The sequence below is a fragment of the Hyalangium gracile genome, assembly GCF_020103725.1.
Lineage (GTDB): Bacteria > Myxococcota > Myxococcia > Myxococcales > Myxococcaceae > Hyalangium > Hyalangium gracile.
Map to the genome: position 1 here is coordinate 220,740 of NZ_JAHXBG010000007.1, position 26,874 is coordinate 247,613.

General features: G+C 69.8%; 23 protein-coding genes and 1 pseudogene. 8 read left to right on the forward strand and 16 right to left on the reverse strand.

From position 1 onward, the window contains the following. Window positions 1-176 precede the first annotated feature (176 nt). From KY572_RS16170 to KY572_RS16200, 7 genes are read right to left on the reverse strand one after another with little or no spacing between them, the layout of a single operon-like run. Window positions 177-2,087, reverse strand: a complete 1,911-nt coding sequence (locus KY572_RS16170) for a VWA domain-containing protein (RefSeq protein WP_224243519.1) — start codon at window positions 2,085-2,087, stop codon at window positions 177-179. Beyond that, window positions 2,084-3,082: a vWA domain-containing protein gene (locus KY572_RS16175; protein WP_224243520.1), complete on the reverse strand. Its 999-nt coding sequence runs from the start codon at window positions 3,080-3,082 to the stop codon at window positions 2,084-2,086. The genes KY572_RS16170 and KY572_RS16175 overlap by 4 nt, the downstream gene beginning before the upstream one ends. Further along, window positions 3,079-3,603, reverse strand: coding sequence for a hypothetical protein (locus tag KY572_RS16180; protein ID WP_224243521.1), 525 nt, complete (start codon window positions 3,601-3,603; stop codon window positions 3,079-3,081). The genes KY572_RS16175 and KY572_RS16180 overlap by 4 nt, the downstream gene beginning before the upstream one ends. After that, window positions 3,591-4,466 carry a DUF58 domain-containing protein gene (locus KY572_RS16185; protein ID WP_224243522.1) on the reverse strand — a complete coding sequence of 292 codons (876 nt, stop codon included), beginning with the start codon at window positions 4,464-4,466 and terminating at the stop codon, window positions 3,591-3,593. The genes KY572_RS16180 and KY572_RS16185 overlap by 13 nt, the downstream gene beginning before the upstream one ends. Before the next feature lie 8 nt (window positions 4,467-4,474). Next, window positions 4,475-5,437 (reverse strand): AAA family ATPase, encoded by a 963-nt coding sequence (locus KY572_RS16190; RefSeq protein WP_224243523.1) that lies wholly within the window; start codon window positions 5,435-5,437, stop codon window positions 4,475-4,477. Between the two features lie 45 nt (window positions 5,438-5,482). Continuing rightward, window positions 5,483-5,815 (reverse strand): hypothetical protein, encoded by a 333-nt coding sequence (locus tag KY572_RS16195; RefSeq protein WP_224243524.1) that lies wholly within the window; start codon window positions 5,813-5,815, stop codon window positions 5,483-5,485. A 23-nt stretch (window positions 5,816-5,838) separates the two neighbouring features. Beyond that, entirely contained in the window at window positions 5,839-7,986 is a 2,148-nt protein-coding gene (locus KY572_RS16200) for a M13 family metallopeptidase (RefSeq protein ID WP_263451717.1), read from the reverse strand. Between the two features lie 183 nt (window positions 7,987-8,169). Here KY572_RS16200 and KY572_RS16205 point away from each other — a divergent pair, with 183 nt between their 5' ends. From KY572_RS16205 to uvrA, 5 genes are all read left to right on the forward strand, one after another. Next, window positions 8,170-8,577: a GFA family protein gene (locus KY572_RS16205; RefSeq protein ID WP_224243526.1), complete on the forward strand. Its 408-nt coding sequence runs from the start codon at window positions 8,170-8,172 to the stop codon at window positions 8,575-8,577. Between the two features lie 192 nt (window positions 8,578-8,769). After that, on the forward strand, window positions 8,770-11,331 hold the full coding sequence (locus KY572_RS16210; protein ID WP_224243527.1) for an ADOP family duplicated permease: 2,562 nt from the start codon (window positions 8,770-8,772) through the stop codon (window positions 11,329-11,331). Between the two features lie 47 nt (window positions 11,332-11,378). Further along, complete coding sequence (locus KY572_RS16215) at window positions 11,379-11,759, forward strand: PadR family transcriptional regulator (protein WP_224243528.1); 381 nt, start codon at window positions 11,379-11,381, stop codon at window positions 11,757-11,759. A gap of 47 nt (window positions 11,760-11,806) precedes the next feature. Beyond that, a complete protein-coding gene (locus tag KY572_RS16220) occupies window positions 11,807-12,610 on the forward strand; it encodes a phytanoyl-CoA dioxygenase family protein (protein ID WP_224243529.1) in 804 nt (267 codons plus the stop codon). A 116-nt stretch (window positions 12,611-12,726) separates the two neighbouring features. Then, the gene (uvrA, locus tag KY572_RS16225) at window positions 12,727-15,276 is read left to right on the forward strand and encodes an excinuclease ABC subunit UvrA (RefSeq protein WP_224243530.1); all 2,550 of its coding nucleotides are present in this window, start codon (window positions 12,727-12,729) and stop codon (window positions 15,274-15,276) included. Between the two features lie 22 nt (window positions 15,277-15,298). On the opposite strand, the gene KY572_RS16230 is transcribed toward uvrA, so the two are convergent. The 3 genes from KY572_RS16230 to KY572_RS16240 are packed head-to-tail and all read right to left on the reverse strand — an operon-like array spanning window position 15,299 to window position 17,680. Beyond that, window positions 15,299-15,871 carry a pyridoxamine 5'-phosphate oxidase family protein gene (locus KY572_RS16230; RefSeq protein ID WP_224243531.1) on the reverse strand — a complete coding sequence of 191 codons (573 nt, stop codon included), beginning with the start codon at window positions 15,869-15,871 and terminating at the stop codon, window positions 15,299-15,301. A 26-nt stretch (window positions 15,872-15,897) separates the two neighbouring features. Next, window positions 15,898-16,947, reverse strand: coding sequence for an isopenicillin N synthase family dioxygenase (locus KY572_RS16235; RefSeq protein ID WP_224243532.1), 1,050 nt, complete (start codon window positions 16,945-16,947; stop codon window positions 15,898-15,900). 52 nt (window positions 16,948-16,999) lie between these two features. After that, window positions 17,000-17,680 (reverse strand): hypothetical protein, encoded by a 681-nt coding sequence (locus KY572_RS16240; RefSeq protein WP_224243533.1) that lies wholly within the window; start codon window positions 17,678-17,680, stop codon window positions 17,000-17,002. A gap of 178 nt (window positions 17,681-17,858) precedes the next feature. Here KY572_RS16240 and KY572_RS16245 point away from each other — a divergent pair. Then, window positions 17,859-18,668 (forward strand): annotated as a pseudogene (locus KY572_RS16245) (glycoside hydrolase family 19 protein); the annotation flags it as partial. A gap of 245 nt (window positions 18,669-18,913) precedes the next feature. Here the strand turns inward: KY572_RS16245 and KY572_RS16250 are convergent. Further along, window positions 18,914-19,291 carry a hypothetical protein gene (locus KY572_RS16250; protein WP_224243535.1) on the reverse strand — a complete coding sequence of 126 codons (378 nt, stop codon included), beginning with the start codon at window positions 19,289-19,291 and terminating at the stop codon, window positions 18,914-18,916. Window positions 19,292-19,470: 179 nt separating this feature from the next. Here KY572_RS16250 and KY572_RS16255 point away from each other — a divergent pair, with 179 nt between their 5' ends. Continuing rightward, entirely contained in the window at window positions 19,471-20,148 is a 678-nt protein-coding gene (locus KY572_RS16255; protein ID WP_224243536.1) for a hypothetical protein, read from the forward strand. Window positions 20,149-20,193: 45 nt separating this feature from the next. On the opposite strand, the gene KY572_RS16260 is transcribed toward KY572_RS16255, so the two are convergent. Beyond that, entirely contained in the window at window positions 20,194-20,703 is a 510-nt protein-coding gene (locus tag KY572_RS16260) for a superoxide dismutase family protein (protein WP_224243537.1), read from the reverse strand. A 261-nt stretch (window positions 20,704-20,964) separates the two neighbouring features. On the opposite strand from KY572_RS16260, the gene mxcH reads away from it, so the two are divergent. Further along, window positions 20,965-23,424, forward strand: a complete 2,460-nt coding sequence (mxcH, locus tag KY572_RS16265; protein WP_224243538.1) for a TonB-dependent siderophore myxochelin receptor MxcH — start codon at window positions 20,965-20,967, stop codon at window positions 23,422-23,424. A 10-nt stretch (window positions 23,425-23,434) separates the two neighbouring features. On the opposite strand, the gene KY572_RS16270 is transcribed toward mxcH, so the two are convergent. The 4 genes from KY572_RS16270 to KY572_RS16285 all read right to left on the reverse strand — a co-directional run bounded on the left by KY572_RS16270 (window position 23,435) and on the right by KY572_RS16285 (window position 26,847). After that, a complete protein-coding gene (locus tag KY572_RS16270; RefSeq protein ID WP_224243539.1) occupies window positions 23,435-24,640 on the reverse strand; it encodes an MxcI in 1,206 nt (401 codons plus the stop codon). 67 nt (window positions 24,641-24,707) lie between these two features. Then, window positions 24,708-26,258, reverse strand: a complete 1,551-nt coding sequence (locus KY572_RS16275; RefSeq protein WP_224243540.1) for a PepSY-associated TM helix domain-containing protein — start codon at window positions 26,256-26,258, stop codon at window positions 24,708-24,710. Beyond that, the gene (locus tag KY572_RS16280) at window positions 26,255-26,518 is read right to left on the reverse strand and encodes a hypothetical protein (RefSeq protein WP_224243541.1); all 264 of its coding nucleotides are present in this window, start codon (window positions 26,516-26,518) and stop codon (window positions 26,255-26,257) included. The genes KY572_RS16275 and KY572_RS16280 overlap by 4 nt, the downstream gene beginning before the upstream one ends. Further along, window positions 26,518-26,847, reverse strand: a complete 330-nt coding sequence (locus KY572_RS16285; RefSeq protein ID WP_224243542.1) for a hypothetical protein — start codon at window positions 26,845-26,847, stop codon at window positions 26,518-26,520. Before KY572_RS16285 ends, KY572_RS16280 begins: the two co-directional genes overlap by 1 nt. Window positions 26,848-26,874 lie beyond the last annotated feature (27 nt).

The following is a 26,874-nucleotide window of genomic DNA, read 5'->3' on the forward strand; positions in this document are numbered from 1 at the left end:
GGCGTGCCGGGAGTGGACCTTATCCTGCTCCTGGTCGACCCGCGCGAATGCTCGCCTTGGCCCGTAAGTTGAAAGGGCGCTCTCCGCGGGCGCGGACCCACTGGAGGGCCGCCACATCAGGCGGTCTCGTTCGCCAGGGAGCTCATCGAGGACTCGGTGCAGCTTGGCGAAGGGCGCTACCACCTGATGGGGGGCAGGTTGAGCCCTCCATCGGTCCGCAGCTCCTCCAGGCGGGTCTGGTTCTGGCGCACCTGAAACCAGGAGCCGGTCCCCTCGGCGCTCTTCTTCCGCGCCTGCTCGAGCGCCTGCTCGACCCGCTTCAGCTCTGCTTCCGTCATTCCTCCGGATGGAGGGTCTCCGTCTCCCGCATCTCGAGCCCCTTCGAAGTCATCGCCCGCATCCCGGCCACCATCCGCTCCCGCGTCCTGGCCCGCGTCCTGCCCTCCATCGCCCCCCGCATCCTGGCCGCCGTCCGTGCCGCCATCCGAGCCACCATCCGAGCCGCCATCGCCTCCTCCGTCCGCCCCACCGTCGGCACCGCCATCCGCGCTCTCGGAGGAGGGCGGGGGCTCGCACTTCTCCACCTCGTCCAGCCACGCGAGCTGGCTGTCGAGGAAGCTCCCGTTGCTCGCCGCCCGGTCCCGGAGCGTGTCCCAAGGCCCGCTCTTCTCTTCCACCTGCGTGAAGCGCTCCCGCGCGCGGGTCCACAGCTCTCGGGTTCGCTCCACTCGGCAGTTCTTCACGTCGAGCTCCGCCGCGCCCCAGTCGTACAGCACGGCGCCATCGCCGAAGAGCCCCTCCAGGAAGCCCGGGTTCATCAAGAGGGCCTCCTCCATGAAGCGGTGCGCCTCGGCGTATCGCCCCTCCCGCGCATGTACCATCGCCAGGTTGTGGGTGGGCACCCACGGGCGGACCTGGAACACGGCGCTCTGCTCGAACGATGAGCCCGCCGCCTCCCACTCGCTCCGGCCGAAGCTCTTGCGTCCCTGCTCGTTGAGCTCGTGCGCGGTCCGCTCCTCGGAGGTACACCCCGAGCCCTGCGCCGTGAGCAGGAGCGCCACCAGCAGGGGCAGCTTCCGGCGGAACACGCGGGACTCCGCGAGGAACAGGAGCACGAAGAGCGCCACCAGCACCCAGCTCCAGTCCCGTCGCGTCATGTGGCGCAGGGAGACCGTGCGTCCGGGCACCGACTCCAGGGCTGGCAGCAGCTCCTCCACCCAGTGGTCCTCGGCCACCACCGCCTTGCCCCCCGTGACGCTGGAGAAGTAGCGCAGGGTGTACGTGTCCCGGGCGGTGCTGTAGTTCAGGACGATGCGCGGCTCCTTCTTGCCCTGGGCGACCTCCTCGGGATCGTAGATGCCGGACGAGTAGGGCTCATCCGCCCCGAACGCCACCGTGTGCACGGGAATGCCGAGCCGCGCGAGCGCCTCCAGCGGGCCATCGCTGGGCTCGGGAGAGGAGGAGGTGTCTCCATCGCTGAGGAACACCACCTGCAGCGGGGACTCGCGGTTGCGCCACAGGTGGACGACGGTGCCCAGGGCCCGGCCGAACTCGCTGCCCGAGGCCTGGGTGAGCCGGTGATCGCGCAGGCTCTGGAGCTGCAGCAGCACCGCCTGCCGGTCCACGGTGATGGGGGCATGGATGGCGGTGCTGCCGCTGAAGCTCACCAGCGCGAACCGCGCGTCCGGCAGCGCCTCGATGAGGTCCTTGGCGAAGGCCTTCGCGGCCTCCAGCCGGTTCGCGTACTTCATCTGGGTCTTCGGGTTGGGGTGCGCATCCGGCACGACCATGCTGAGCGACGCATCCACGATCAGGACGATGTCGCGCGCCTGGCGCTTCACCGGTCCCTCGGAGTGGGTGTATGGCCCGGAGGCGGCGGTGATGAGCAGGGCGCCCATCGTCCAGAGCCACAGGAAGTGCCAGCGCGGGCGGATGCGCGTGTACACGGTGAGGCGGGCCAGCGCCCCCGCGGAGACGCGCTCGCGCAGCCAGTCGACGGCCTCCTTCTGCCGGCCCATCACATGGAGGACCAGGAGGGTCCAGGGAAGCACCAGCAGGAGCGCCCAGGCGTGCTCGAGGCCGATCATCGCAGGGGCCTCCGCAGCCAGAGGCCGTCCAGCGCGAGCCAGAGCGCCACCAGGAGCACGAGCCCCATCGCGCCATACGCGCGCAGCGAGTGCTCCACCTGGGCGCCCTGGACCTGGAGGGGCTTGTGCTCGAGCCGGGTGATCTCATCGAAGATGCGCCCGAGCACGTCGTTGCTGTCGGCTCGGAAGTAGGTGCCTCCCGCCTGGGCCGCTATCTGCTTGAGCTGGGTGTCATTGAGCCGGGTGGTGAGCTGCTTGCCAGCGTCTCCAGGCAGCGGCTTGCCATTCACCCACACCGGCACGGGCTCGTCCTGGCCGATGCCGACCACGTAGAGCCGCATGCCCTTCTCCCTCAGGAAGCGGGCGGCCAGGAGCGGATCCGCGCCGAGGTGGCTCTCGCCGTCGGTCACCAGCAGCACCACCTGATCACGCCCCGGCTCCCGCAGCTCCAGCATCGCGGAGCTGGCCATGAGCAGGGCGTCCCCCACGGCGGTGCCACCGACGCGGTAGTGGTCGACGGACTCGTACGAGATCGAGTCGATCAGATCGACGACGGCCTGGGTGTCGGTGGTGAACGGCGCCTGCGTCACGCAGATGGCGGCGAAGGCATAGACGCCGACGCGGTTGCCGGCGCTGCGGCGGACCAGCTCGGTCGACAGCTTCTTGAGCACCTCGAGGCGGTTGGGAGGGAAGTCAGCCGCCTGCATGGAGGCGGAGACATCCAGCACCAGGGCGAGATCGATGCCATCCTCGTCGAAGAGCTGCACCTCCTCGACCTCCATGGGCCCGGCGAGGGTGAGCACGGAGAGGGCGAGCAGCGCCCCCTCGAGCCCCAGCAGCCACCCCCATCCTCCGCGCGAGCGGGAGGCGACCTCGCCGAACTGGAGCGGCGGGAAGGAGGCCGCCTCGCTCAGGAGCCGCCGCTTCCTCCACAGCACCCACGCCGGCACGGCGGCGAGCAGCAGCAGCAGCCAGGGCAGCTTCCAGGAGATCACGGCTTCCCCCGGAGCTCGATGCGCTTCCACAGATCGAACAGCTGCCTGGCATCCCGGCAGAGCATCCTGAAGGTCTCTCGCTCCGGGGGCCTCTCCCCGTACTGGGCGTCTCGCAGGCTGATGAAGAACCGGCCGGCGCGAGGGTCCGACAAGGCTTCAGCCAGCTCCGTGGCGGTGAGTGCCTCCATCTCCCGGCCGAGCTCACGCTCCAGGAACGAGCGAAGGAGGCTGGCCAGCGCGTGGCATCCCGCCCGGTAGTCCTGGGAGACCATGTAGCTCTCCTCCAGCGCGATGAGCCTGGTGGAGAGCGGCGATCTCTGTGGGCCCACGGGGGCGGCCTGGACGGGGGCGGGAGGGGGCGCCGCCGCCGGGGCCGGAGCGGGAGGCTTCTTGCGCAGGCGCCGCCAGAGCCACCAGGCCGCCAGGGCGAGGAAGGCGACGTGCCACCAGGCGATGGGCCACACCGAGAAGATCGGCAGCGGCTCGCCCAGGGGCTCTGGCAGAGGCGCTATCGAATCCATTGCTGCTTCCGGTGGAAGAAGTCCGACAGGGTGCGGCCCACGGGCGCCTGGGTCGACACGGAGACCGTCAGCAGCCCATGGCGGGCGCCTGCCTCGGCCAGGAAGCGCTGCATCGCCTCCAGCGAGCCCGAAGCGTCCGGCGGGACGGAGCGCGCCTGCGTGGGGCCCTCCGGCGCCATGGCCAGGAGCCGCACGGGGCCCGGCCCCGCGTACTCGAAGGGATCGTAGACGTGGACGAGCGAGACGTCGTGCCGCTGGCCGATGAAGCGCAGATCGTCCGGCACGTCGTGGTCGATGAAGTCGGAGATGAGGAACACCACGAAGCGGCGTCCCCGGAGCGACTGGATGGCGTGGATGGCGGCGCGAGGGTCGGAGACGCGCGTCCTGGGCGGCGGGGCCTGCTGCTGGCCGGCCAGGGCGCGCAGGAACGTGTAGAGCTGCCGGCGGCCTCCCAGCGGGCGTGAGAAGTCCACCACCCGCTCATGGAAGGTGAGAAAGCCCAGGCGATCTCCGGCCTCGATGGCGGACAGCCCGAGCGTGGCGGCCAGCTCCATGGCCGTCTCCAGCTTGCTGCGCTCCTGCCAGCCCGAGTGCATGGAGGCGCTCACGTCGACGGCGACGATGACCTCGCGCTCGCGCTCCTCCAGATAGGTCCGCACGAAGGGCTCATCGAGCCGCGCGGTCATGTTCCAGTCGATGTGGCGCTCGGGATCTCCCTCGGAGTAGTGGCGGGCCTCGTTGAACTCCATGCCGGAGCCGCGCACCGTCGTGACGTAGTTCCCGGAGTAGAGGGAAGAGACGTTGCGCTGGGCGACGAGCTCCAGCGCCCGGACCCGCGTCAGGATTCCGCTCTCGCCGGCCACGGCGTGCCTCACTTCACCGGGACGATGCCGAGGATGTCGCTGACGATCTGGTCTGCCGTCACCCCTTCCGCCTCGGCGTGGTAGGTGAGCAGCACGCGGTGGCGCAGCACGTCGGGGGCCACGGCCTTGATGTCCTCGGGGAGCACCGAGTTCCGCCCCTCGAGCACCGCCCGGGCCCGGGCCACCTGCACCAGGGCGATGGAGGCGCGGGGCGAGGCGCCCAGCGCGATGTGGCCCTTGTGTCGGGCCAGCTCGAAGCGCGCGGGATCGCGGGTCGCCTGCACCAGGTTGGTGGCGTAGGTGATGATGTGCTCGTCGACGTAGGTCTTCTTCCGGGTCTCCGCCTGGAGCTCCAGGATGTCCCCCGCCGCGATGGTCTCCTTGCTCGAGGGGACCTCCCGCTCGTCCATCACCATCCGGACGATCTTCCGCTCATCCTCCACGGAGGGGTGGCGGATGATGAGCTTCATCAGGAAGCGGTCGACCTGGGCCTCGGGGAGCGGGTAGGTGCCCTGCTGCTCCACGGGGTTCTGGGTGGCGAACACCAGGAACGGCTGGGGCAGGGGATGGGACTGATCGCCCAGCGTCACCTGCCGCTCCTGCATGGCCTCCAGGAGCGCGGACTGCACCTTGGGCGCGGCGCGGTTGATCTCGTCGGCGAGGACGATCTGGGCGAACACGGGACCCTGGCGCACCTCGAACTCGCCGGTGTCGCGGCGGTAGACACGCGTGCCGATGATGTCCGCGGGCAGCAGATCCGGCGTGAACTGGATGCGCTTGAAGGTGGCGTTGCACGCATTGGCCAGCAGGCGCACGGCGCGCGTCTTGGCCAGGCCCGGCACGCCCTCCAGGAGCACGTGTCCGTTGGCCAGGAGAGCCAGCAGCAGCCCTCGCGCCAGCTCGTCCTGACCGACCAGGCCGGCCCTCAACCCACGGAGGATCTGATCCGTGCTCTGCTGAATGCGACTCATTCCGCCTCCCGGAGCGGACTATAGCCTCCGAGAGGTGGAATGGGCCTACCAGTCCCGAGGCCAGTCGTAGGCCTCGACCGCCCGGATGAAGTCGCCGAGGCTCGCGGCCTCGAGGAAGATCTGGCCGGTGGGGCGGCGGAAGCCGTCGGCGTGCTCCGGGTAGAGGGGACGCCCCGCGGCCTGCTGGGCGCGCGCGAATGCCTCGAAGCCCTCGTGATCGAAGACCGCCTCGCGGATGCGCCAGGCGCCGTTCTCGCGCACGACACCCGCGAAGACGATGGGACTGCCGAGCGGTCTCGGGCTCGGCTCCGCCCCCTCATCGAGGGAGCGAAGCCAGGTGAGGATCGCGGCACGGCCAGTGGGAGCGCGAGGAGCCATGGGAGGTGAGGATACCTGCACGCTCACCAGATGCGCACGCGCTGCTCGGGCGCGAGGTAGAGCGCCTGTCCGGGCTTGACGTCGAAGGCCTGGTACCAGGCATCGATGTTGCGCACGGTGGAGACACGGGCATCGCTGGGGGCGTGTCCGTCCGTCATCAGCCGGCGACGCAGGGCCGGCTCGCGGTACTTGTTGCGCCAGACCTGCCCGTAGCCGAGGAAGAAGCGCTGGTCTCCGGTGAAGCCGTCGATCACCGGCGCGGGCTTGCCCCCCAACGAGTTCTTGTAGGCGTCGTAGGCGATCGACAGGCCCGCCGTGTCGGCGATGTTCTCGCCGAGGGTCAGCTCGCCATTCACCGCCAGGTCGGGCAGCGGGCGGTAGGCGTTGTACTGCGCCACGAGCGCCCGGCCCGCGGCCTTGAACCTCTCCGCGTCCTCCTTCGTCCACCAGTTCGCCAGCTTGCCGCGCGCGTCGAACTGCGCGCCCATGTCGTCGAAGCTGTGGACGATCTCGTGCCCGATCACCGAGCCGATGCCGCCGTAGTTCACCGCCGGGTCGGCGTTCGGATCGAAGAAGGGAGGCTGGAGGATGGCCGCGGGGAAGATGATGGAGTTCTGCTGCGGAGAGTTCAGCGCGTTCACGAGCTGCGGCACCATGAACCACTCCGAGCGGTCCACCGGCTTGCCCAGCTTGTCCAGGTTGCGCTGATACTCGAAGCGAGACGCGCGCCAGGAGTTGCCGTACGCGTCACCGCGGATGATCTCCAGCCCCGAGTAGTCCCGCCACCTCTCCGGGTGGCCGATGCCGACCTGGAGCGTGCCCAGCTTCTCCTTCGCGCGGGCCTTCGTCTGGGGGCTCATCCACTCGAGCGCGTCGATGTGCTGGCCCAGGGCCGCGATGATGTCGCGCACCATCTTCTCGGCCTCCGCCTTGGCCACCGGCGGGAAGTACTTCTCCACGTAGCGCTTGCCGATCGCCTCGCCCATCGCCTCGCCGGTGACGTCGACGGCGCGCTTCCAGCGCTCGCGCTGCTGCTGCAGGCCACTGAGCACGCGGCCCTGGAACGCGAAGGACTCATCGACGAAGGCCTTGGACAGGTAGGGCGCGGCGCGCTCGAGGGCGTGGAAGGTCAGGTAGTCCTTCCAGGTCTCCAGGGGCTCGCTGCCGACGAGCTTCGCGATGCCCGTGATGGCGCTCGGCTGCCACACGATGAGCTCGCGCTGCTGCCCGAGCCCCGCGGCGGTGAACCAGGCCTCCCAGTCCAGCCCCGGCGCGCGCCTGGCGAACTGGTCCCGAGGCCACGGGTTGTTGCTCTTGGCGGTGTCCTGCGTGTCCACCTGGTTCCAGTGCACCTGGGCGATCTTCTTCTCCAGCTCGAGGATGCGGCGGGCCCGGCCCTCGGCGTCGGAGCTGCCCGCAAGGCGCAGCATGTTGGCGATGTGCTGCTGGTACTTCTGGCGGGCGTCCGTGAGCTTCTCGTTGTCGCCGAGGTAGTAGTCGCGATCCGGCAGGCCCAGCCCGCCCTGGAACAGGTAGGCGGCGTAGCGCGAGGGCTCGTTGAAGTCCTCGCTCACCCACAGGCCGAAGAGCCGGGCGGTGGTGACGTCCCCGATGTTGAGCGCATCGACGTCGGTGCGCAGCGTCTCTCCGAGCGCGGCGGAGAGCTCCTTCCGGTTGGCGATGGAGGCGATGCGGCGCAGCTCGGGCTCGAGCGGCGACAGGCCCTTGGCCTCGATGGCCGCCTCGTCCATGAAGCTGGCGAACAAATCCCCCAGCTTGCGCAGCTCGCTGCCGGCGGGAGCGTCGGCTCGGGCGGCTTCCTCGATGATCTCTCGCGTGCGCTGGCTCGCCTGCTCCGCGAGCTTCACGGCCAGGCCGTAGGCGGAGCGGTCCGCGGGGATCTCGGTCTTCGCGATCCACGTGCCGTTGACGTACCGATAGAAGCTGTCACCGGCAGGGACGGACAGGTCCATCCCGGCGGTGTCGACGCCGAAGGTGCCGTAGGTGGGCTTGGGGGCATTGGCCGAGGCGGCGGGCGAGGCGGAGGCCTGGACCTGCGGCGGCGGTGCGGCCGTCTTTTCGACGGGGGCAGAGGAGGCGCACGCGCAGAGCCAGGCGGAGGCACTGACTGTGAACACGGCACGGGGGACACGTCGGAAGGAAGAGGACATAGGAGTGTGCGAACTCATGGGGAAACGGGAGACAGGCGCTCAACGGCCAGGCCCGCTCCTTAATCCCCGGACATGCGCGGCGGGACGCGTCAAAAATACCTGACAGAAGGCTGTCACAGGGACTGGCCAGAGTGAGGGCATGACCAAGACCGGTCCATACCCGCTCTACTGGAGGAAGACCCCATGACTACCCGCAAGTTCACCGGCAGCTGCCACTGCGGCAAGGTTCGCTTCGAGGCCGACATCGACCTGAGCAAGGGCACCGTCAGGTGCAATTGCACCATCTGCGCCAAGGCCCGCGCCTGGGCAGCGATGATCAAGCCGAGCGCCTTCCGGCTGCTCTCGGGGCAGGACGCGCTGGCCGACTACCAGCGAGAGTCGAAGATGGGGCACTACCTGTTCTGCAAGCACTGCGGGATTCGCCCCTTCGCCACCAACAACGTCGAGGCCCTGGGCGGCGAGTACGTCTCGGTGAACATCGCCTGCCTGGATGACGTGACGCCCGAGGAGCTCGGCCAGGTGCCCATCGAGTACCTGGACGGGCGCAACGACAGCTGGTGGAACCGCCCGGCCGTGAGCAGCTACCTCTGAGAGTGAAGTGGGCCCTCCACGCAATCGGCCGTCGCTGGACGCGTATTCTACATTGTAGTAACTGAATCCCGTCAGCGAGCCGAGGTGCGCGTGTCGCAGTCAGTCCCGAGGAATGAAGGAGGGCGCTCGAAGGCCCCCCGTCTCCCTCTGGCCCTGCTGCGGGCATGGCTCCCCTACGCCGAACGGGACGAGGTGATTGCCGAGCTCACGGCCGAGCTCGTGGCTCGTGAGGCCCGAGAGGGTCGCCGGGCCGCGCGCGCGTGGCTGTGGCGGCAGGTGCTCGGCTCGGTGCCGCCGCTGGTGCGGCGGACGTTCTCTCGCGGCTGGACCGGCTTCGAGCCGGGCTCCAGCCGTCTACGGCCTGGAGGGCCCCGGATGGAGAGCCTCATCATCGATGTGCGGTACGCGGCGCGGCGGCTGCGCTCGCGCCCCACCTATACGTTGCTGGCGATCCTCACCCTGGCGCTCGGAGTGGGCGGGACGGCGGCTGCCTTCGGGCTGGTGCGGGGGATGCTGCTGACGCCGCTGCCGTATGCCGCGGAGGAGCGGCTGGCCCTGTTCTGGAATCAGGGAGACTGGTCCGAGCGGGAGTTCCTCTACCTGTCGCCCGACTGGGCCGGCTTCAGCTCCGTGGCGGCCTACAAGCAGCGGGATCTCCCGATGCGGCGCGGCACGGACTCCACGCCGGAGCTGGTGGCGGCGGTGCCCACGACGGCGGGGCTCTTCGACGTGCTCGGGGTGCGCCCCATGCTCGGCCGCGGCTTCGAGCCCAATGAAGATCGCCCGGGGGCGGCTCCGGCGGCGGTGCTCAGCCACGCGCTCTTCGAGACGCTGGGCGGACAGCCGTCGCTGCTGGGCAGCACGGTGGAGCTGGACGGACGCACGCACACCGTGGTGGGCGTGATGCCCAAGGACTTCTGGTTCCCGGACCCGACGGTGCGCCTCTGGGTGTCCGAGGAGCTGAACGAGGACGATGGCTCCGGCAACTACACCATCGTGGCCCGGCGCGCGCCGGGGACGGACGGCGCCGCGATGGAGCTCGCCCTGAAGCGGCTGGCCTCGCGGCTCGGCGAGCGCTTCCAGTACCCGGCGCAGTGGGACAAGACGCGCTCGCCCGCGCTGACGCCCCTGCGCGAGTACCTGCTCGGGCCGCTCGAGGCCCCGCTGCTCGCGACGCTGGCGGCCATGGGGGTGCTGCTGCTGATCGCGTGCGCCAACGTCGCGGCCCTGATGCTCGGGCAGGTGGACAGCCGCGCCACCGAGCTGGCGGTGCGGATGGCGCTCGGGGCCGATGGCCGGCGGATGACGCAGCAGCTGCTCGCGGAGGCGCTCCTGCTGGGACTGGGCGCGGCGGGGCTCGGCGCGGTGATCGCGGCCCAGGGCTTCCGGCTGCTCTCCGAGGCGCTGCCGCTCGGGCCCCTGGCAGCGCGCGGCTCGCTGGACTGGGGCGTGTTCTTCGCGGCGCTCGTGCTGGCGCTGCTGGCGGCGCTCGCGGTGGCGCTGCTGCCGGCCCGCTCGCTGCGCAAGTCCAACCCGCAGCGCGCGCTCGGGAACTCGCGGACGGGTGGCATCGGGGCGCGCGGAGGAAGGACGGAGGGCGCGCTGGTGGTGGGGCAGGTGGCGCTCGCGGTGCTGCTGACGGCGGGGGCCGCGCTGCTGGTGCGCACGGTGGCGAACCTGCGCGCCATCGATCCGGGGGTGGACACCGGCGGGGTGGCCGTCCTGGACGTGGTGATGGAGGCCAACGTCACTCCGGAGGCGCGGCGGCGGCTGGTGGCGGAGCTGGAGACGGCGCTCGCGGCGGTGCCGGGCGCCCGTGCGGCGGGAGCCACCCAGAAGCTGCCCCTGCGGGGCTCGGGCGACAGCTGGGGCATGGCGGTGGAGGACAAGCCGGACCTGCCCAGGACCACCACCTTCGTGCGGCTGGTGACGCCCGGGTACTTCGCCACGGTCGGCATCCAGCTCATCGAGGGCCGTCTGCTGAGCAGCGACGACCGGGAGGGCTCGGAGCGCGTGGTGGTGGTCAACCAGGCGCTCGTCGCGAAGTACTTCGCCGGTGAGAGCGCCCTCGGGCGGCGCATCGCCACCGGCAGCGGCGAGTGGGCGCGCATCGTGGGAGTGGTGGAGAACGTGGCGGAGGCGGGCCTCACCGACGGCGCGGTGCCGGCACGCTACATGCCGTACGCGCAGATGACGGAGTACTCGCCGACGCGGCACGTCCTGGTCCTCCGCGCGCAGCCGGGCCGCGAGGCCGCGTCGATGCTCGAGGATGCCCGGAAGCAGGTCATCGCCGTCGCGCCCTCGGTGGCGGTGCAGCGCTCGACCACCATCGACGCGGTGCTCGCGCAGGCGCTCGGGCCCGCGCGGCAGGTGATGTCGGTCCTCGTGCTTCTGACGGCGCTGGCGGTGGTGCTCGGCGCGGTGGGGGTCTACGGCGTCACGGCGCACTTCGTCCGCCGGCGCCAGCGTGACCTGGGTATCTGCATCGCCCTGGGGCTGCGCCCCTCGCGCCTGGTGGCGCAGGTGGTGGGCCGGGGAGCGGCGCTGGTGCTGCTCGGGAGCGTGCTCGGCACCGTGGCGGCGCTCGCGCTGGCGCGGCTGCTCTCCTCGTTCCTGTACGGGGTGAGCGCGGTGGATCCGCTGTCGCTGATGGGCTCCATCCTGGCGCTCCTGACCGTTGGAGTCATCGCGGCGCTGGTGCCGGCGTGGCGTGCCAGCCGCCTCGATCCCGCCGCCGTGTTCCGCGAAGTGTAGTCGCTCGCCCGTCCCATCCGCTGTCGTTGCAAGAGGAGGAACCCATCGTGTCGCCCGCACCCAGCACGACATCTGACGCACCGCTCGGCACCTTCGAGGAGCAGGTGCTGCTCGCCGTGGTGCGCACGGGGCGGGCCCCGGACGGAAGTGGCGCCTACGGCATGGCCGTCCGCCGGGAGCTGGAGGAGGTGACGGGGCGCGAGGTGGCTATCGGCGCGGTGTACGCCACGCTGGACCGGCTCGAGACGAAGGGGCTGGTCGCGTCGGAGCGAGGGGAAGGGAGTGGCGGAAGCTCCCGGCGGCTGTTCGTGGTGACGCCTCGGGGGGCGCGCGCGCTGGCGGACTCGCGGGAGATGCGCGAGCGGCTCTGGCGCGGAGTGGATCTCGTTCCCCTGCTGGCTGGCGCGGGGGCACGCAGGGCGACCTGACCAGACGGGTACCCCCGGCGGCCTTCGCCGTGATAACGAGGGGCGCCATGGCTGAGATCTCGGATGTGGAGGTGGGTCGGTTCATCGAGGAGGGCTTTCTCCGCCTCGACGGCGCCTTTCCTCGTGAGCTGGCGGATGAGTGCCGCGCGATTCTCTGGCGCGACACGGGATGCGATGAGGGCAACCCGGCGACGTGGACGAAGCCCGTCGTCAGGTTGAACCAGTACACGCAGGAGCCGTTCCGCCGCGCTGCGAACACGCCTCGGCTTCACGCCGCCTTCGATCGGTTGGTAGGGCAGGGGCGCTGGGTGCCGTGCGGCAGCCTCGGCACGTTTCCGGTCCGCTTCCCGAGCCCCGAGGATCCGGGCGATGCCGGCTGGCACATCGACGCCGGCTTCCCAGGGGACAACCCGGGGGACTTCTTCTCCTGGCGCATCAACGTGTCCTCGAAGGGGCGCGCGTTGCTGATGCTCTTCCTGTTCTCCGACGTGGGGCAGGACGACGCGCCGACCCGCATCCGGGTGGGCTCTCACCTGGATATCGCCCGGCTCCTCGAGCCGGAGGGAGACAGCGGGCTGACGTTCATGGAGGTGGCCGGAAGGCTCGACTCGACGGTGGAGCGTCCGGTGGCGTTCGCCAGTGGCGAGGCTGGCACGGTCTACCTCTGCCATCCGTTTCTGGTCCACGCGGCCCAGCCGCATCACGGCACCCGGCCGCGCTTCATGGCCCAGCCGCCGCTGTTGACCAGGCAGGCGGTCCAGCTTCATCGCGACGACGGCGCCTACTCACCGGTGGAGCGCGCCATTCGCCTGGGACTCGGTCGCGAGAGCCCGCCCCGCCAAGGCGGCTGAACGAAGCTGGCTCGAAGGCGAGCGGTAGGCGAGCGGCCGGGCGCAGGCGCGGTCCCCGCTCCCCATGACCCCTGGTCCTTCGTTGCACCCGGCACCACTTTCACGAACACGTGCGAATGCCGAAACCGCGAGCTCAACACCGTCCAGAGTCCTCCAGCGGCGCGAAGTCAGGAGTCGTCCGGGTCCGAGGGGCTCGCCAGCACAACCTGAAGAACGTGGATGTGGAGATTCCGCGTGACGCGCTGGTCGTCTTCACGGGGGTCTCCGGCTCGGGCAAGTCGTCGCTGGCGTTCGGGACGCTCTACGCGGAGGCGCAGCGGCGGTACTTCGAGTCCGTGGCGCCCTATGCCAGGCGCCTGATCGATCAGGCGGGAGTGCCCGAGGTCGACGCGATCGACGGGCTGCCTCCAGCGGTGGCTCTCCAGCAGCACCGGGGCGCGCCGACGACGCGCTCGTCGGTGGGCAGCGTGACGACGATCTCGAACTCCCTGCGCCTGCTGTACTCGCGTGCCGGGACGTACCCGCCCAACCAGTCGCACCTGGACTCCGACGCGTTCTCGCCCAACACCCCGGCGGGGGCTTGCCCCCGCTGTCACGGCCTGGGGCGCGTCTATGAGGTGACGGAAAAGTCGATGGTGCCGGATGACTCGCTGACCATCCGCGAGCGGGCGATCGCCGCCTGGCCGCCCGCGTGGCATGGCCAGAACCTGCGCGACATCCTGGTGTCGCTCGGCTACGACGTGGACCGGCCCTGGCGGGAGCTGCCCCAGAAGGATCGGGACTGGATCCTCTTCACGGACGAGCAGCCGACCGTCCCTGTCTACGCGGGCTTCACGCCGGCGGAGACGCGCCGCGCGCTCAAGCGCAAGGAGGAACCCAGCTACATGGGGACCTTCACGGGCGCTCGGAAGTACGTGCTGCAGACCTTCGCCACGACGGAGAGCCCGCTCATCAAGAAGCGGGTGTCGCGGTACATGGTGAGCGGCGAGTGCCCGCTCTGCCAGGGCAAGCGGCTGCGCCGCGAGTCCCTGTCCGTCACCTTCGCGGGCCTCGACATCGGAGAGCTCTCCAAGCTGCCGCTGAAGCGCGTCGCGGACATCCTTCGCCCCGCCGTGGACGGGACGGCGCCGGGAGCGGCGAAGCTGGCGAAGGAGCATCCGGAAAAGGCGCTGGTGGCCCAGCGGATCGCCAAGGATCTGCTGGCGCGGATCCAGGTCCTGACCGAGCTCGGGCTGGGCTACCTCTCGCTCGAGCGGAGCACCCCGACGCTCTCGCCGGGAGAGCTCCAGCGGCTGCGGCTGGCCACCCAGGTGCGCTCCAACCTGTTCGGCGTGGTGTACGTGCTCGACGAGCCCTCCGCGGGCCTCCACCCGGCGGACACCGAGGCGCTGCTGCGGGCGCTCGATCAGCTGAAGGGCTCGGGGAACTCGCTGTTCGTGGTGGAGCACGAGGTGGATGTGATCCGCCACGCCGACTGGATCGTCGACGTCGGGCCCGCCGCGGGGGAGAGGGGCGGACGCATCCTTTATAGCGGTCCGCTCGAGGGGCTCGAGGCCGTGGAGGCCTCCCAGACGCGGCACTACCTCTTCGGGGCCGAGACGGTGCGGCGCCGCAAGCCCCGCCCGCCCAGGGGCTGGCTCCGCCTGGAGGGCGTCACGCGCAACAACCTGCGCGACCTCGACGTCTCCTTCCCGCTGGGAGTCTTCACCACCGTGACGGGCATCTCGGGCTCGGGGAAGTCTAGCCTGGTGAGCCAGGTCCTGGTGGAGCTGGTCGCCGAGCGGCTCGGCCACGAGCCACCCTCCGAAGAGGACGAGGTGGAAGAGCTGGAGCGCACCGTGGTGCTCACCACGGGCGGGCGGATCGCCGAGGGGATGGAGAGCCTCAAGCGGCTGGTGCGGGTCGATCAGAAGCCGATCGGTCGCACGCCTCGCTCCAACCTGGCGACGTACACGGGGCTCTTCGACAACGTCCGCAAGCTCTTCGCGGCGACGAAGGCCGCGAAGGCCCGTCGCTACGACGTGGGGCGCTTCTCCTTCAACGTGGCCAAGGGGCGCTGCGAGACGTGCGAGGGCGAGGGCTTCGTGAGCGTCGAGCTGCTCTTCCTGCCGAGCGTCTACGCGCCGTGTCCCACCTGTCACGGGGCCCGCTACAACGCCAGCACGCTGGAGATCCAGTACCGGGGCAAGAACATCGCCGAGGTGCTGGGGATGACCGTGGACGCGGCCCATGAGTTCTTCGAGGGAGAGCCACAGGTGCTCCGCTCGCTGGGCGTGCTGCGAGAGGTGGGCCTGGGCTACCTGCGACTGGGCCAGCCCGCGACGGAGCTCTCGGGGGGCGAGGCGCAGCGGATCAAGCTGGCCACCGAGCTGCAGCGGGTGCAGCGGGGCACCACGCTCTACATCCTGGACGAGCCCACCACGGGCCTGCACCCCGCCGACGTGGACAAGCTCATGGCGCAGCTCGACGGGCTGGTCGAGGCGGGCAACACGGTCATCCTGGTCGAGCACGACATGCGAGTGATCGCGGCGAGCGACTGGGTCATCGACATGGGCCCGGGCGCTGGTGTCGAGGGCGGCCAGGTGGTGGTGGCCGGCACGCCCGAAGAGGTCGCCGCCTTCTCAGGGAGCCGCACCGCGCCTTTTCTGGCGCGTGTCATCGGGTGAGCTGGCGCCCTGGGCGCCCACGTCACTTCTCAGATGCCTCGTCCTCGTCGAAGAGGCCGGTCGGCAGTCCGTCGATGCTGCGGACGTTCTTCTCGTGCTTGTAGGCCTCCAAGCCCTCGGGGCCCTTGGCCTCGGCCCAGCGCTTGAGCGTGTCCCGCTCGCCTCGGTGCTCGAACAACGGCACGCCATAGCCACAGGAGGTCTGCACGAGCTCGACGTCGAGCAGCACCATCTGTCGAGCTCCCAGCGGCTCCGTGCCCCCGTACTCCGAGGCCAGCAGCTGGGCATACTCGGGGCTGCCATGACGAATCACGCGCCCGCGTCCGTAGAGGCGCAGGATCATGGGCGGGCCCTCGAAGGCGCACATCATGATCGTCAGTCGCCCGTCGGCGCGCAGGTGCGCCGCCGTCTCGTTCCCGCTGCCGGTGAGATCGAGGTAGACGACCGCGTTCGTGCCGAGCACGCGCAGCGCGTCCGTGCCTCGGGGCGACAGGTTCACGCGGCTGCCCGCGGCGGCGGAGGCGGTGAAGAACACCCGCTGGCGCTGGATGAACTCGCGGTGCGTCTGCTCGATGCGAGGGAACTGTCTGGCCATGGAGTGGTACCTGGTGCCCGCCTGCTCTAGAGAACCTCGGCGCGGAGATCCGGGAAGACCTTGCCCACCTTGCCGAGCAGGTAGTCGCCATAGGTGCCACGAAAGGCGTGGACGCTCTGCCCATCCCAGCGCTCGGCCTGATCATCGACGCCCGCCTCCGCGAGGACAGCGGCGTCGACCGGACGCACCTCGGCGGTCCAGCTCGGGTCGAAGAAGAACGGCAGGGACAGGCGGTCGCGCCCGGCGCGGTTCCGCACCCGGTGAGGCGTCGAGCGGTAGAGTCCGCGAGTCATCCGGTCGAGCATGTCGCCGATGTTGCACACGAACGAGCCCGGCACGGGTGCCGCTTCGATCCAGCGCACCTGCCCGCCCGCCCGGGACTTGACCTGGAGGCCGCCGGCCTCGTCCTGCTTGAGGATGGTGAGCACGCCATAGTCCGTGTGCTCGCCGACGCCCCAGACGGGCTGCCCGTCCTCGGCCAGCTCGGGGCCGGGTGGGTAGTTGAAGATGCGAAAGAGCACGAGCGGATCGCCGGTGTAGCGCGCGGCGAAGTAGTGCTCGTCGAGGCCCAGGCTGAGCGCGATCCCTCGCATGAGCGAGTGCCCGAGCTGGGTGAGCGCGGCCATGTACTCGAGGACCGCGTCGCCCAGCCCGGCCGGCTCACGCGGAAAGAGGTTGGGGCCATGGAGCGGCGTCCCGGCACGGACGAGCGGGTGCCCGGGGTCGAGCTGGGCGCCGAAGTAGAGGCCCTCCTTGCGATCGGGGCGGCCAGAGGTCAGCTCACCGCCGACGGGGAAGTACCCACGCCACGCGCGCCCGCCCAGCGCCATGCGGATGGCCATCTTCTCCTCGAGCGGGATCGAGAAGAACTGGCGGCTCAGCGCCTCGAGGCGTGCCTGGAGCCCGGCATCGACGCCGTGGCCGACGACATAGAAGAAGCCGCTCTCGCGACAGGCCGCGCCGATCTGGGCGGCGACCTCGCGGCGCGCGGCCAGGCTCGACGAAGGATCGACGAGCGCCTGGACATCCAGGATCGGGACGTGATCGAACCCATCTCCAACGGGCACGGCAGCCATGCGGGAAGCTCCTCGAGGACCGGGAGTATAGGCGGGAGCGCGCCGCTGCTCCTCAGAAGCGACCCGTGAGGCCTCCGAGGACTCCTCCTCCCGGCGTCACGCTGAACACCGGAATCATCTGGAGATCCGAGCCGGCCTTCAGGGCCACCCGCGGCTCATCTCCCCGCCAGGAGTGGGAGACCTCATAGCCGATGATCGATCCAATGGCGGCCAGCGGCGGCATGAGGATGATCCCCGTGTAGCCGGCGAAGGCGGCGACCACCATCCCGACGCCCGTGCCCGCGAATGCCCCCAGCACGGTGGGGAGGAGCGAGCCCTGCCCGTTGAAGAGGGAGCCCACCCCGTACACGGTCATGGAGGAGAGGGCCACGGTCCCGAGCAGCGTAGGGCCGGCGATCAGGACGAACTCCTCGTCATCGCAGACGTCATCGAACGCGTTGCAGTCGCTCAGCGCGCTGCCTCCCAGGAACCCCAGGACGGCTCCGGCCGTCCCCGTCGCTGTCCCCAGCACGGAGCCGAGCAGGAGCCGAGGCACGAAGAGGTCCGCCCCCTTTCTCCGCCGGGGGATGAGCTCTCCCTGGGCCGGAGGCGTCTCCGACTCCGGAGGAGCGGTGACGAGCGGGGGCGTCGAGGAACGCTCGGGTGAGGCCACGGGAGCATCCGACGTCTGGGCGAGCCCCTGGAGCGGCAGGATCATCAGGAGCGCGAGAGCGATTCGGGGCGGGAGGTACATGTCCCGATGCTACTGGCAGTGACTCCGCCCCACACGGTCGGCGCTTCCCTCACTCCAGCAGCCAGGTGGGGCGGTCTGGACCCAGGTGGTTTTTCGTAGGCTTCAAGCAACTCCTTCTCACCTCTTACGACAATGAGCTCAAAGCCTTCGCGCACTTTCTTGGGAGTTGATCTTGAGCACCTACTCGGTCCGTCGCGGTGACACCCTGAGCTCGCTGGCCAAGCGGTTTGGCACCACGGTTTCGTCGCTGGCCAAGGCCAACAACATCAAGAACGTGAACCTGATCCGCGTCGGCCAGAAGCTGACCTTCAAGGATGGGTTCGATCGCCCGACCACGCGTCCCTCTACCCGTCCCGCGGGCGGCACGACCCAGTCGGGCGGCGCGGCGCGTCCCGGTGGCACGACGGGCACCGGTGGCACGCAGAGCTCGGCCCCGGTGGGCGGTCCCGCTCCGGTTGGCAACGGCAAGGGCGTGACGGTGGAGCAGCTGCGCAAGATCATGCCGAGCCTCTCGCAGGCGAAGGCCGAGCAGTACCTGCCGCACATCAACGCCGCCATGCAGGAGGCGGGCATCACCACCAAGAAGCAGCAGGCGGCGTTCCTGGCCCAGCTCGGTCACGAGAGCGGCGGGCTGCGCTACATGGAGGAGATCGCCTCGGGCGCCGCGTACGAGGGCCGTCGGGACCTGGGCAACACGCAGCCGGGCGACGGCACGCGCTTCAAGGGCCGCGGCCCCATCCAGCTGACGGGCCGCGCCAACTACCGCGCCGCGGGCAAGGCGCTGGGCCTCGACCTGGAGAACAACCCGCGGCTGGCCGCGGACCCGTCCGTGGGCTTCCGCACCGCCGCCTGGTTCTGGAACAGCCGCAACCTGAACTCGCTGGCCGAGGCGGGTAACTTCCGCGAGGTCACCCGCCGCATCAACGGCGGCTACAACGGCCTGGCGGATCGCGAGGCCTACTACCAGCGCGCGCTGAACGCCCTGTAGTCAGCGGGCTATTAGCGCAGCGGGACCTTGCAGCAGGATGGTCTCGTCCAGCTGCTCCGCGGGCAGGAGCTCCTCCTGGGGCCCGTCCGCGGAGCTGGCTGTTGGAGATGTAGACGAAGTGAAGCCCCGCCGAGGTAGAAGCGGACGATACGTCCGCGCCCTCGGTCGTTCTGGACGCGGCTCGAGCGGCTCTTCGCCAGCGTGGCGCTCGTGATCGCCACCCTTCAGCGCGTCTCGAGATGGGCTCAGTACCCGCAGCTCCACTCGGGCGGCGGGCACGCCATGCACCAGCCGTTGACCTGGGGGCCCAGCATGCACGCCCCGCCGCAGATCTCGAGCACCGTCCCGGTGGGCACGTGGATGTAATAGCCGGGCCCGTCGACTTCGATCTGGCAGTTGATGAAGGCCAGCTCGCCGCAGGTGCTCTCCTTCTTGCACCTCCCGGAATCGAGTCCCTCCCGCACCCACTCGGCGCTCCGCGAGTAGTTCTCGCGGTACTGATGGTCCTGCATCAGCTCCGTGGCGGACGTGGCCTCTTTCGTCTGGCCCCCACAGCCCAGCAGCAGCGCCCCCGCGGCCAGGCATCCAACGACCGGGATGTTCCACCCGTGAGCTCGAGACATGTCGTCCTCCCATGAAGGCTGGCGGCCCTGTAGGCCTTCGCTCGACCGACTGCAACATGCGGACCAGGACTCGGGTGGAGCGAGCGTGAGGTGCGGACCGGAGCCGGGCTCAGAATTTCGTAACGAAAAAGTGGGATAGTCTGGGACCCGAGGAGTGCTCACCCGGAGGAGTTCGCGGCATGGCGGATGGTTTCGAGTCAGCAAAAGGCCCACGCGCCGCCAGCCCCGCGCAGCCCCAGGCCCAGATCGATGCCGCCCTCCGTTTGGCGGGCGTGTCCGACGCGGAGCGCGCTCGCATCGCCGCGCACCTCAAGAGCCTGAGCGGCGCCGACCTCCAGCGCGAGCTCCTCCTGCTCCAGCAGGTGCTGGCGACCCCCAACGCGCGAGCCGCCATCGGCACCTACGATCGAGTGCTCGGCATGTCGAAGGAGAGCCCTCGGGCCGCGCAGCGGTTGCCGCCGGAGCTCCGCCATGCGTTGGTCAAGGGCGTGGCGGACCCGCGCACCACGACGACCACCGGGCACGAGGGCATCCTGGTGCAGGCTCAGGCGGAGCTGGCTGCTCGGACGCTGCTGCACATGCCGCAGGCGCAGTTCGAGCAGGCGAAGCTCCTGCTGTCCCGGGCAGGGCAGGGCGGAGCGCACGGGCTCAACGAGGCGCGGGCGGATGCCGGGGCCGAGCGCGCCTTCATCCTCAAGTTCATCGCCCAGCGCAGCGAGCGGCTGCGAGCCAACCCCGCGGACGCGGCCACCGGCGGCTCGGACACCGAGGCCAGCCGGACGATGGATGAGATCTCCGGCATGGCCGACGACATGCGCGCCATGAGCCGCACGCAGCTCATCCGCGTGAACTCGTGACGAGCGGATGAGCGCCAGGCGCCTCGACGCGCGGAGCTCATCGTCCTACTCCGACCGCTGGAGGACTCCGCAGGCGATGCGGTCTCCGGAGTTGCCTGACGGATCGGTCACCTGATCATCGGGGAGGGCGTGGATGACGAGCGCGGTGCCGTCCGCATCGAAGACCGAGAGCGGGCCATCGCTGAGCGTCACCCGATCCGTCGTCATCGTGGTGGCGGCCCTGCCGCTCGGGTCCACTTCCAGGTTGGGGAGATCCCCGGCATGCGCGCCGTTGGGTGACTCCAGCCCGTGCTGCTTGTCCCGCGGGTTGAAGTGAGCTCCCGCGCTGGTGAAGGCCGGCCCCTCGCACTTGCCCACCTCATGGAAGTGGATTCCGTGCTGGCCTGGCGCGAGCCCCGTGGCTGCGATCTGGAGCTCCACCTCGTCTCCCTTCTCCACGAGCGTCACCGTTCCGATGCTCTCACCGCTCGCGTTCATCAGAGTGGTCGTGGCGCGCGGCCCGTTGCCGCAAGCCGCCAGTGCCAGTCCGCCTGCCAGCCAGATCATCTTCCGCATGTGTAGTCCTCCCGATCGCTGGCCACTGTAGGGAGGCGGCGGGAGCCATGACGGGGCACATCGCTCCCCTGGAGCCCGGTCAACACTCCGCGTGTCGGCCATGGGGCAGAACCCGCTCCGCGCTACCGCCCTTATTCAGTGGACTCACTTCATCGTGGAGGACGCCCGGAGGCTTGATCGGCTCGAGTCGATCGTTGAAAGTCACGAGCGACCCTTGATAATGATTTTCAATATCAAGAGTCGTTTCGACCTGGACCGTGGATGTTCTCGCCTCGCCCTTCGTTTGCCCTGCTTCTGACGCTCCTCCTGCCGGTGGTCTCCCTCGCAGCCGCCGAGCCGGTGGTGGAGCCCCCTCGTCGAATCGACACCGTCGAAGTCCCATACCCGGCGGAGGCGCTCGCGGCGCGCCGGGAGGGCGAAGTCGTTCTCCTGCTCACCATCGACGAGAAGGGGAGCGTTACCGCCTCGGAGATCGCCAGGTCTGGAGAGGCGGCGTTCGACGAGGCGGCCCGGTCCGCGAGCCTCACCTTCCGCTTTGAACCCGCTCGGGTGGACGGCGCGCCCGTGGCGTGTCGGATCGAGTTCGTCCAGCGCTTCCAGCTCGCTCCTGAGACACCCGCCCCTCCAGAGCCCGTCCCCTCCAGGCCGGATGACGCGGCCGCCACCGCTCCACCCAAGGAAGAGAAGGTGACGGAGACCACCGTCCGTGCCCACTCGGAGGCGGAGCGCAAGCGCCAGTCCGCGGAGGTGGTGAAGGTGGTGGAGATCCGACGCGCCAGGGAGCAGTCCGCGGATCTCGGTCAGGTGCTCGCGCAGCAGGAAGGAGTGTCGGTTCGCCGGACCGGGGGCCTGGGCAGCACCGCGCGCTTTGCCCTCAACGGGCTCACCGACGATCAGGTTCGCTTCTTCATCGACGGCCTTCCGCTCGAGCTCTCGGGCTATTCCTTTGGCGTCGCCAACGTGCCGGTGAACTTCGTGGATCGGATCGAGCTCTACCGTGGCGTCGTGCCAGCCCGGTACGAAGCCGATGCCCTCGGCGGGGCCGTCAACCTCGTCAGCGCCCCCTTGCGAGAGGGCGCCCACGGAGCCCTGTCTCTGCAGGGCGGCTCATTCGGTACCTGGCGCCTCACCCTGGCCGGCAGCTACCAGCCCGAGCCGAGTGGCTTCTTCGTCAAGGCACACCTGTTCGCGGACACCTCCCTTAACGACTACCGCGTCGACGTCGAGACCGCAGACGAGCAGGGTCAGGTGCTTCCCGCCTCGGTCAAGCGCTTCCATGACGGCTACCGAGCCGTGGGCGGTGGCCTCGACGTGGGGCTGGAGTCCCTCGGCTGGGCGGACCGGCTGGTCTTCCGGGCGTTCGGCTCCGGCCATGACAAGGAGCTGCAGCACAACCTGGTGATGCGCGGCACGCCTTATGGAGAGGCCTCCTATGGCGTCACCACCGCTGGCGGCCAGCTCCTCTACGACAAGGCCTTCACCGAAGCGCTGCGCCTGGATGCGGTCGTCGGGTACGGCTGGCAGGCCACGGACTTCGCCGACGTCTCGCGCTGGGTGTACGACTGGTTCGGCCAGCAGGTCCGCGAGAGGGCCCTGCCCGGAGAGATCAACGAGCAGGCGACGGATCAAACCCTCTGGCAGCACGCCCTCTACAGCCGGGTCCACGCCGAGTGGGTCTTCGCCGACGCCCAGAAGCTTCGGCTCTCCATCGCCCCTTCCCAGACCTGGCGCACCGGCGAGGATCGGCTCTCCACTCCCGAGGAGGATGTCCTCGCGGCGGAGCGGACGCTCTTCACCTCCGTGCTCGGCCTCGAATACGAGGTGGAGCTCTTCGACGACACGCTCCAGGTCATCCTCTTCGGCAAGGACTACCGCTACGCGGCCCGGGCCCAGGAGCTCGCCGAGGGTGGTGGCTTTCGGCGCAAGGACCGCGACCTGCAGCGCTTCGGGGGCGGGCTGGCCATGCGCGTGCGCCTGGGCGAGCCGCTCTACCTCAAGGCGAGCTACGAGCGGGCCACGCGCTTTCCCCGCGTGGACGAGCTGTTCGGCAACGGCGTGCTGATCCACGAGAACCTCGATCTGGCGCCCGAGGGGAGCCACAACCTCAACCTCGGGATCGCCACCTCGCCGCTGCGCTCGGGGCTCGGCACCTTCCGCGCGGAGCTCAACGGCTTCGCCCGCCTGCTCAGCAACCAGATCATCCTGCTGGGCGATGCTCGCGAGTCGAGCTACCAGAACGTCTTCGGGGCCCATGCGCTCGGCGTCGAGGCCTCCGCGGGCTGGAGCTCCGCCGGCCGCCTCTTCCACGTCGACGCGAACACCACCCTGCAGGATCTGCGCAATACCTCGGGGGAGGGGACCTTCGGTGCGTTCGAGGGCGACCGGCTCCCGAATCGCCCGTGGCTCTTCGTCAACGGCTCGGTCCGGATGACGCTGCGTGGGCTCGTCGCGGAGCAGGACGAGCTGTCGCCCTTCTGGAACACCCGCTATATCCGCACGTTCTTCCGGTACTGGCAGAGCGTGGGGGCCGGAGAGACGAAGGACGTGATTCCGAACCAGTTCGTCCAGTCCGCCGGCGTCAGCTATCGCCTGACGCGAGAGAAGACCACGGTGGGCCTCACGGCGGAGCTGGAGAACCTGGGCAACGCGAGGAACTTCGACTTCTACGGAGTCCAGAGGCCAGGCAGGGCTGCCTGGCTCAAGGGGACCTTCGAATACTGAAGCGCGCTCGTCAGCGAAGCTTCACCAGCTGGTAGGCCCAGCCCAGCGTCTCGAAGCGGGGCTCGGCCGCGCCCTGGACTCCGAGCTCGTAGACCGTGGTCTTCGCATAGTCGGCGCTCGGGAGCAGGAGGAAGGTGCGACCGTCGAGGCGGAAGGCGTAGTAGCCGCCGGCGAACCTGCCCAGCCCCTCGACGGGCTGGCCCGTCCCCGCCTCCACATTGACGCGCCAGAGCCGCCAGTGGCTGCCGCCCGTGACGGCGGTCGGCTCGGTCTTGTCGTCGATGGTCATGTCCTCGGAATGGAGCACGGCGACGAGGCCCACCCCGTTCGCCAGGTAGCGGAACCCCACCGTCTGACGACCGCCCACGATGTCCGAGAGCTTGCGGGTCCAGCTCGCGTCCAGCGCCAGCTCACCGGCCTTGATGCGGACCGCGCAGTTGTCCGGCCCGTCCTCGCTCAGGACCGGCGCCGCGGTGCTGAAGACCCAGTTGCTGAAGTAGAGGTGACCGGCCTCGTCCTGCGTCGCCATGTCGAGCCCCGGGCAGGGCGCGTCGATCAGCTTGACCAGGCTGTCGTCCGCGTTCGAGTACACGGCGATCTGCGAGAGCTGCGAGAACCGGTAGAAGCGGCTGTCCGTCCAGTAGAAGGGCTGGAACGAGTAGTCGCCGCGCACGGCCGTGCTCCGGTCGTAGCCCGCCTTCACGACCAGCCCGTCGCGCGTGGCCAGGAGCCCGGGTGCCTCGGCGGTCCCGGAGATGCGCATCGTCTCCGGATTCCAGATGATGCGCCGAGACTCCTCGAGCTGCATGTACGCGGTGGACGCGTCGACGAACACGTTCTTGTAGAGCGGCGTCACCGTGGGGCCATAGTTGGCGAAGCTCAGCCGGCCGTCCTCCTGCAGCCCACACCCGTCACTCACCGTGTAGCGGTGGATCTCCGGCGCCTCTCCATCCCCGACGAAGAGCTTTCCGCCGACCGCGCCAATCGTCGCGAACCCCGCATGCTCCGAGGCCTGCTCGAGGTCGATGCTCTGAACGTCGAGAGACTCCAGGAGGCGCACGTACGTCGAGGAGCCCTCGTTGCCGAAGATGGACGTGGCGATGGCGTAGACGGGGTCCGTTCCGCTGGCGGAACACGGCTGGGCGGGCTCGGGCTTGGGCTCGGGGTCGGAGCCGCACGCGGCAAGGACCGCGCCGAGGAGAAGGGCTGCGCTCACAGGCGCTGTCGTGGAACGACGAGTCAGGTTCATGGGGATGCTCCGGGGGGTGTTCGTGCGAGAAGAGTCAGGGGGTTGAAGGGGTGGAGTCGTTGGCCAGCTCCTCCAGCGGGAGCGGTGAGCCTCCGTGACGCTCCATCCGGGAGACGGCTCGAGCGGCGCCCGCCAGCAGCAGCCCGAGCAGGACGAGGCCGAGCTCGGTGGCGAGGATGAAGGAGGAGCCGGAAGCGAAGGGGAGGCGAGAGGTCCGCGCCGCATCGATCAGCGGCACCGCGAAGAGCAGCGCGCTCGCGCCGATCAGCAGCCTCCGCGCGGAGCGTGCGGCGGAGCGCTCGACGAAGGCGTAACCGACCGCTCCCGCCCAGGCGACGAAGAAGAGCGCGTGCTCATATCTCGGACGCTCGTGGAGGGCGGCGGGAAGGAGCTGGTTCGCGACGAACAGCGAGGCCACGGCGAAGGTGAGCCCCGCGCATCCCCCCGCCGTCAGCTTCTCGAGCAGCAGGTCGAACGAGCCGAGCCCTCGGCTTCGTCGGCGCTCCAGCCAGAGGAGGTTTCCCGCCACGATGCCGAACGAGGCGAGCAGCGCCATCAGCGCGTAGATCGCCTTCACCGAGAGGTCTGCCCAGGCGGCGAAGTGCCACCCGTAGAGGGTCTCCATCGTCCGCGAGTAGCTCGTCGCGCCACCTCTCCCCCGGACCCGGATGACCTCGCCGGCCCGTGAGACCCAGACGTGCTCGAACGCGTTGAGGCTCCCGCCGCTCTCGCCAGGAAGATGGACGACGGCGTTGGCATCCCCGAGGTTGTCGATGAAGAACCAGCGGTGCGTCGCCTGGGGGAACCGCTGCCGGGCTCTCTCCAGGGAGAGCTTCAGGTCAGGCGCCGTGGCGGACTCGCCTTTCCGAGGCAGGGGCGACGGCCAGTCGACGGCGCTCTCGACGGCGCGTGCGTCGCCATCGAGGGTCGTGGCCACCACCGCCGGCTGGAGCCAGGCGTACAGGCAGAGCACGGCGCCTGTGAGCGCGAAGAGCGACAGGAAGGGCGCGTTGACCACCCCGAGGACCTTGTGCGCATCGGACCAGAGCACCCGCCGGGCCTGGTGGGGGCGGAACTGCACGAGCTCGCGCACCAGCTTGCCGAGCTGGATCAAGACCCCTGTCACGATGAGCAGCAGGAGCACGATGGACGCGATGCCCGCCAGGTACTTCCCTCCCGGGATGGGATCGAGGAAGTGCATCGCGTTGAGGAACTCGCCCAGATCGCTTCGCTCGCCGAGCAGCTGCCCGGAGACCGGATCCATCCACGAGGACTGGACCGTCCCAGCGGGAGTCAGGCGCCAGATCCGCAGCCAGGGCTCCTCCTCGGCGGGCAGCGAGAGCCCGAACCACGCGGGCTTCGCTTCGACCTCCGCATCCACGATGCGCTGCGCGAGCTCGAGCGCGCGCTCCTCGGAGACGGCGACGGGTCCTCGGAACGCGGGCTCCTGCCAGGGGGCCAGCTCCTCGGCGAAGAGCGCGAAGGCTCCGAGAAAGAAGAGGGCGAAGAGCACGATGGAGGAGAGGGCACCGACCCACGCGTGCGCATCCCAGAGGATCTCGTAGGCCCGAGGAGACAGCTTCACGTCAGCACCATCACGGCCACCGACGCGGCGCCCACCACCGCCGAGCCGAGCCAGGCCCGCTGCCAGCTCCGGGCGAGCAGTGCCAGGCATACCGCCACGACGACCGCGGGGGCCGCCGCCAGCAGGGCGACGAGGAACCGGACCTCCCCGGGCATGGGCAGCGCTCCAAAGAGGGAGAGGTCCGCCAGAACGGCGGCCACCGGCGCGGCCGAGACCGCCGCGGAGATCCGCCCGAAGCCGTGCACGTCCTGGCGTGCCATCAGCCCCCTCCGAGCCACGCCACGACCAGGGCCAGTGCGCCGAGCTGAACCGCTCCCCAGGTGCCACGAGGCCAGAGCGGAGCGCAGAGCGCCAGGAGCGAGAGCGTGAGCATCAGCACCAGCACCACGACCGTGAGCCCCACACCCCAGCCCTCCGCCATGCCACCGGCCACCGCCCCGGCCACCAGCAAGCTGGCACCCGCCACGCGGACGCCCACCCGGTTTCGATGGAGCACCTGCAGCCACCTGCCTCCAGAGCGGGCCGGCACGACCGCCGCGAGGTAGACAGCGGTGGCCCCCAGCAGGCTCAGAAGCATCGAAAGCGCCATGTCCTCACTCATGACGGCACGTTGATA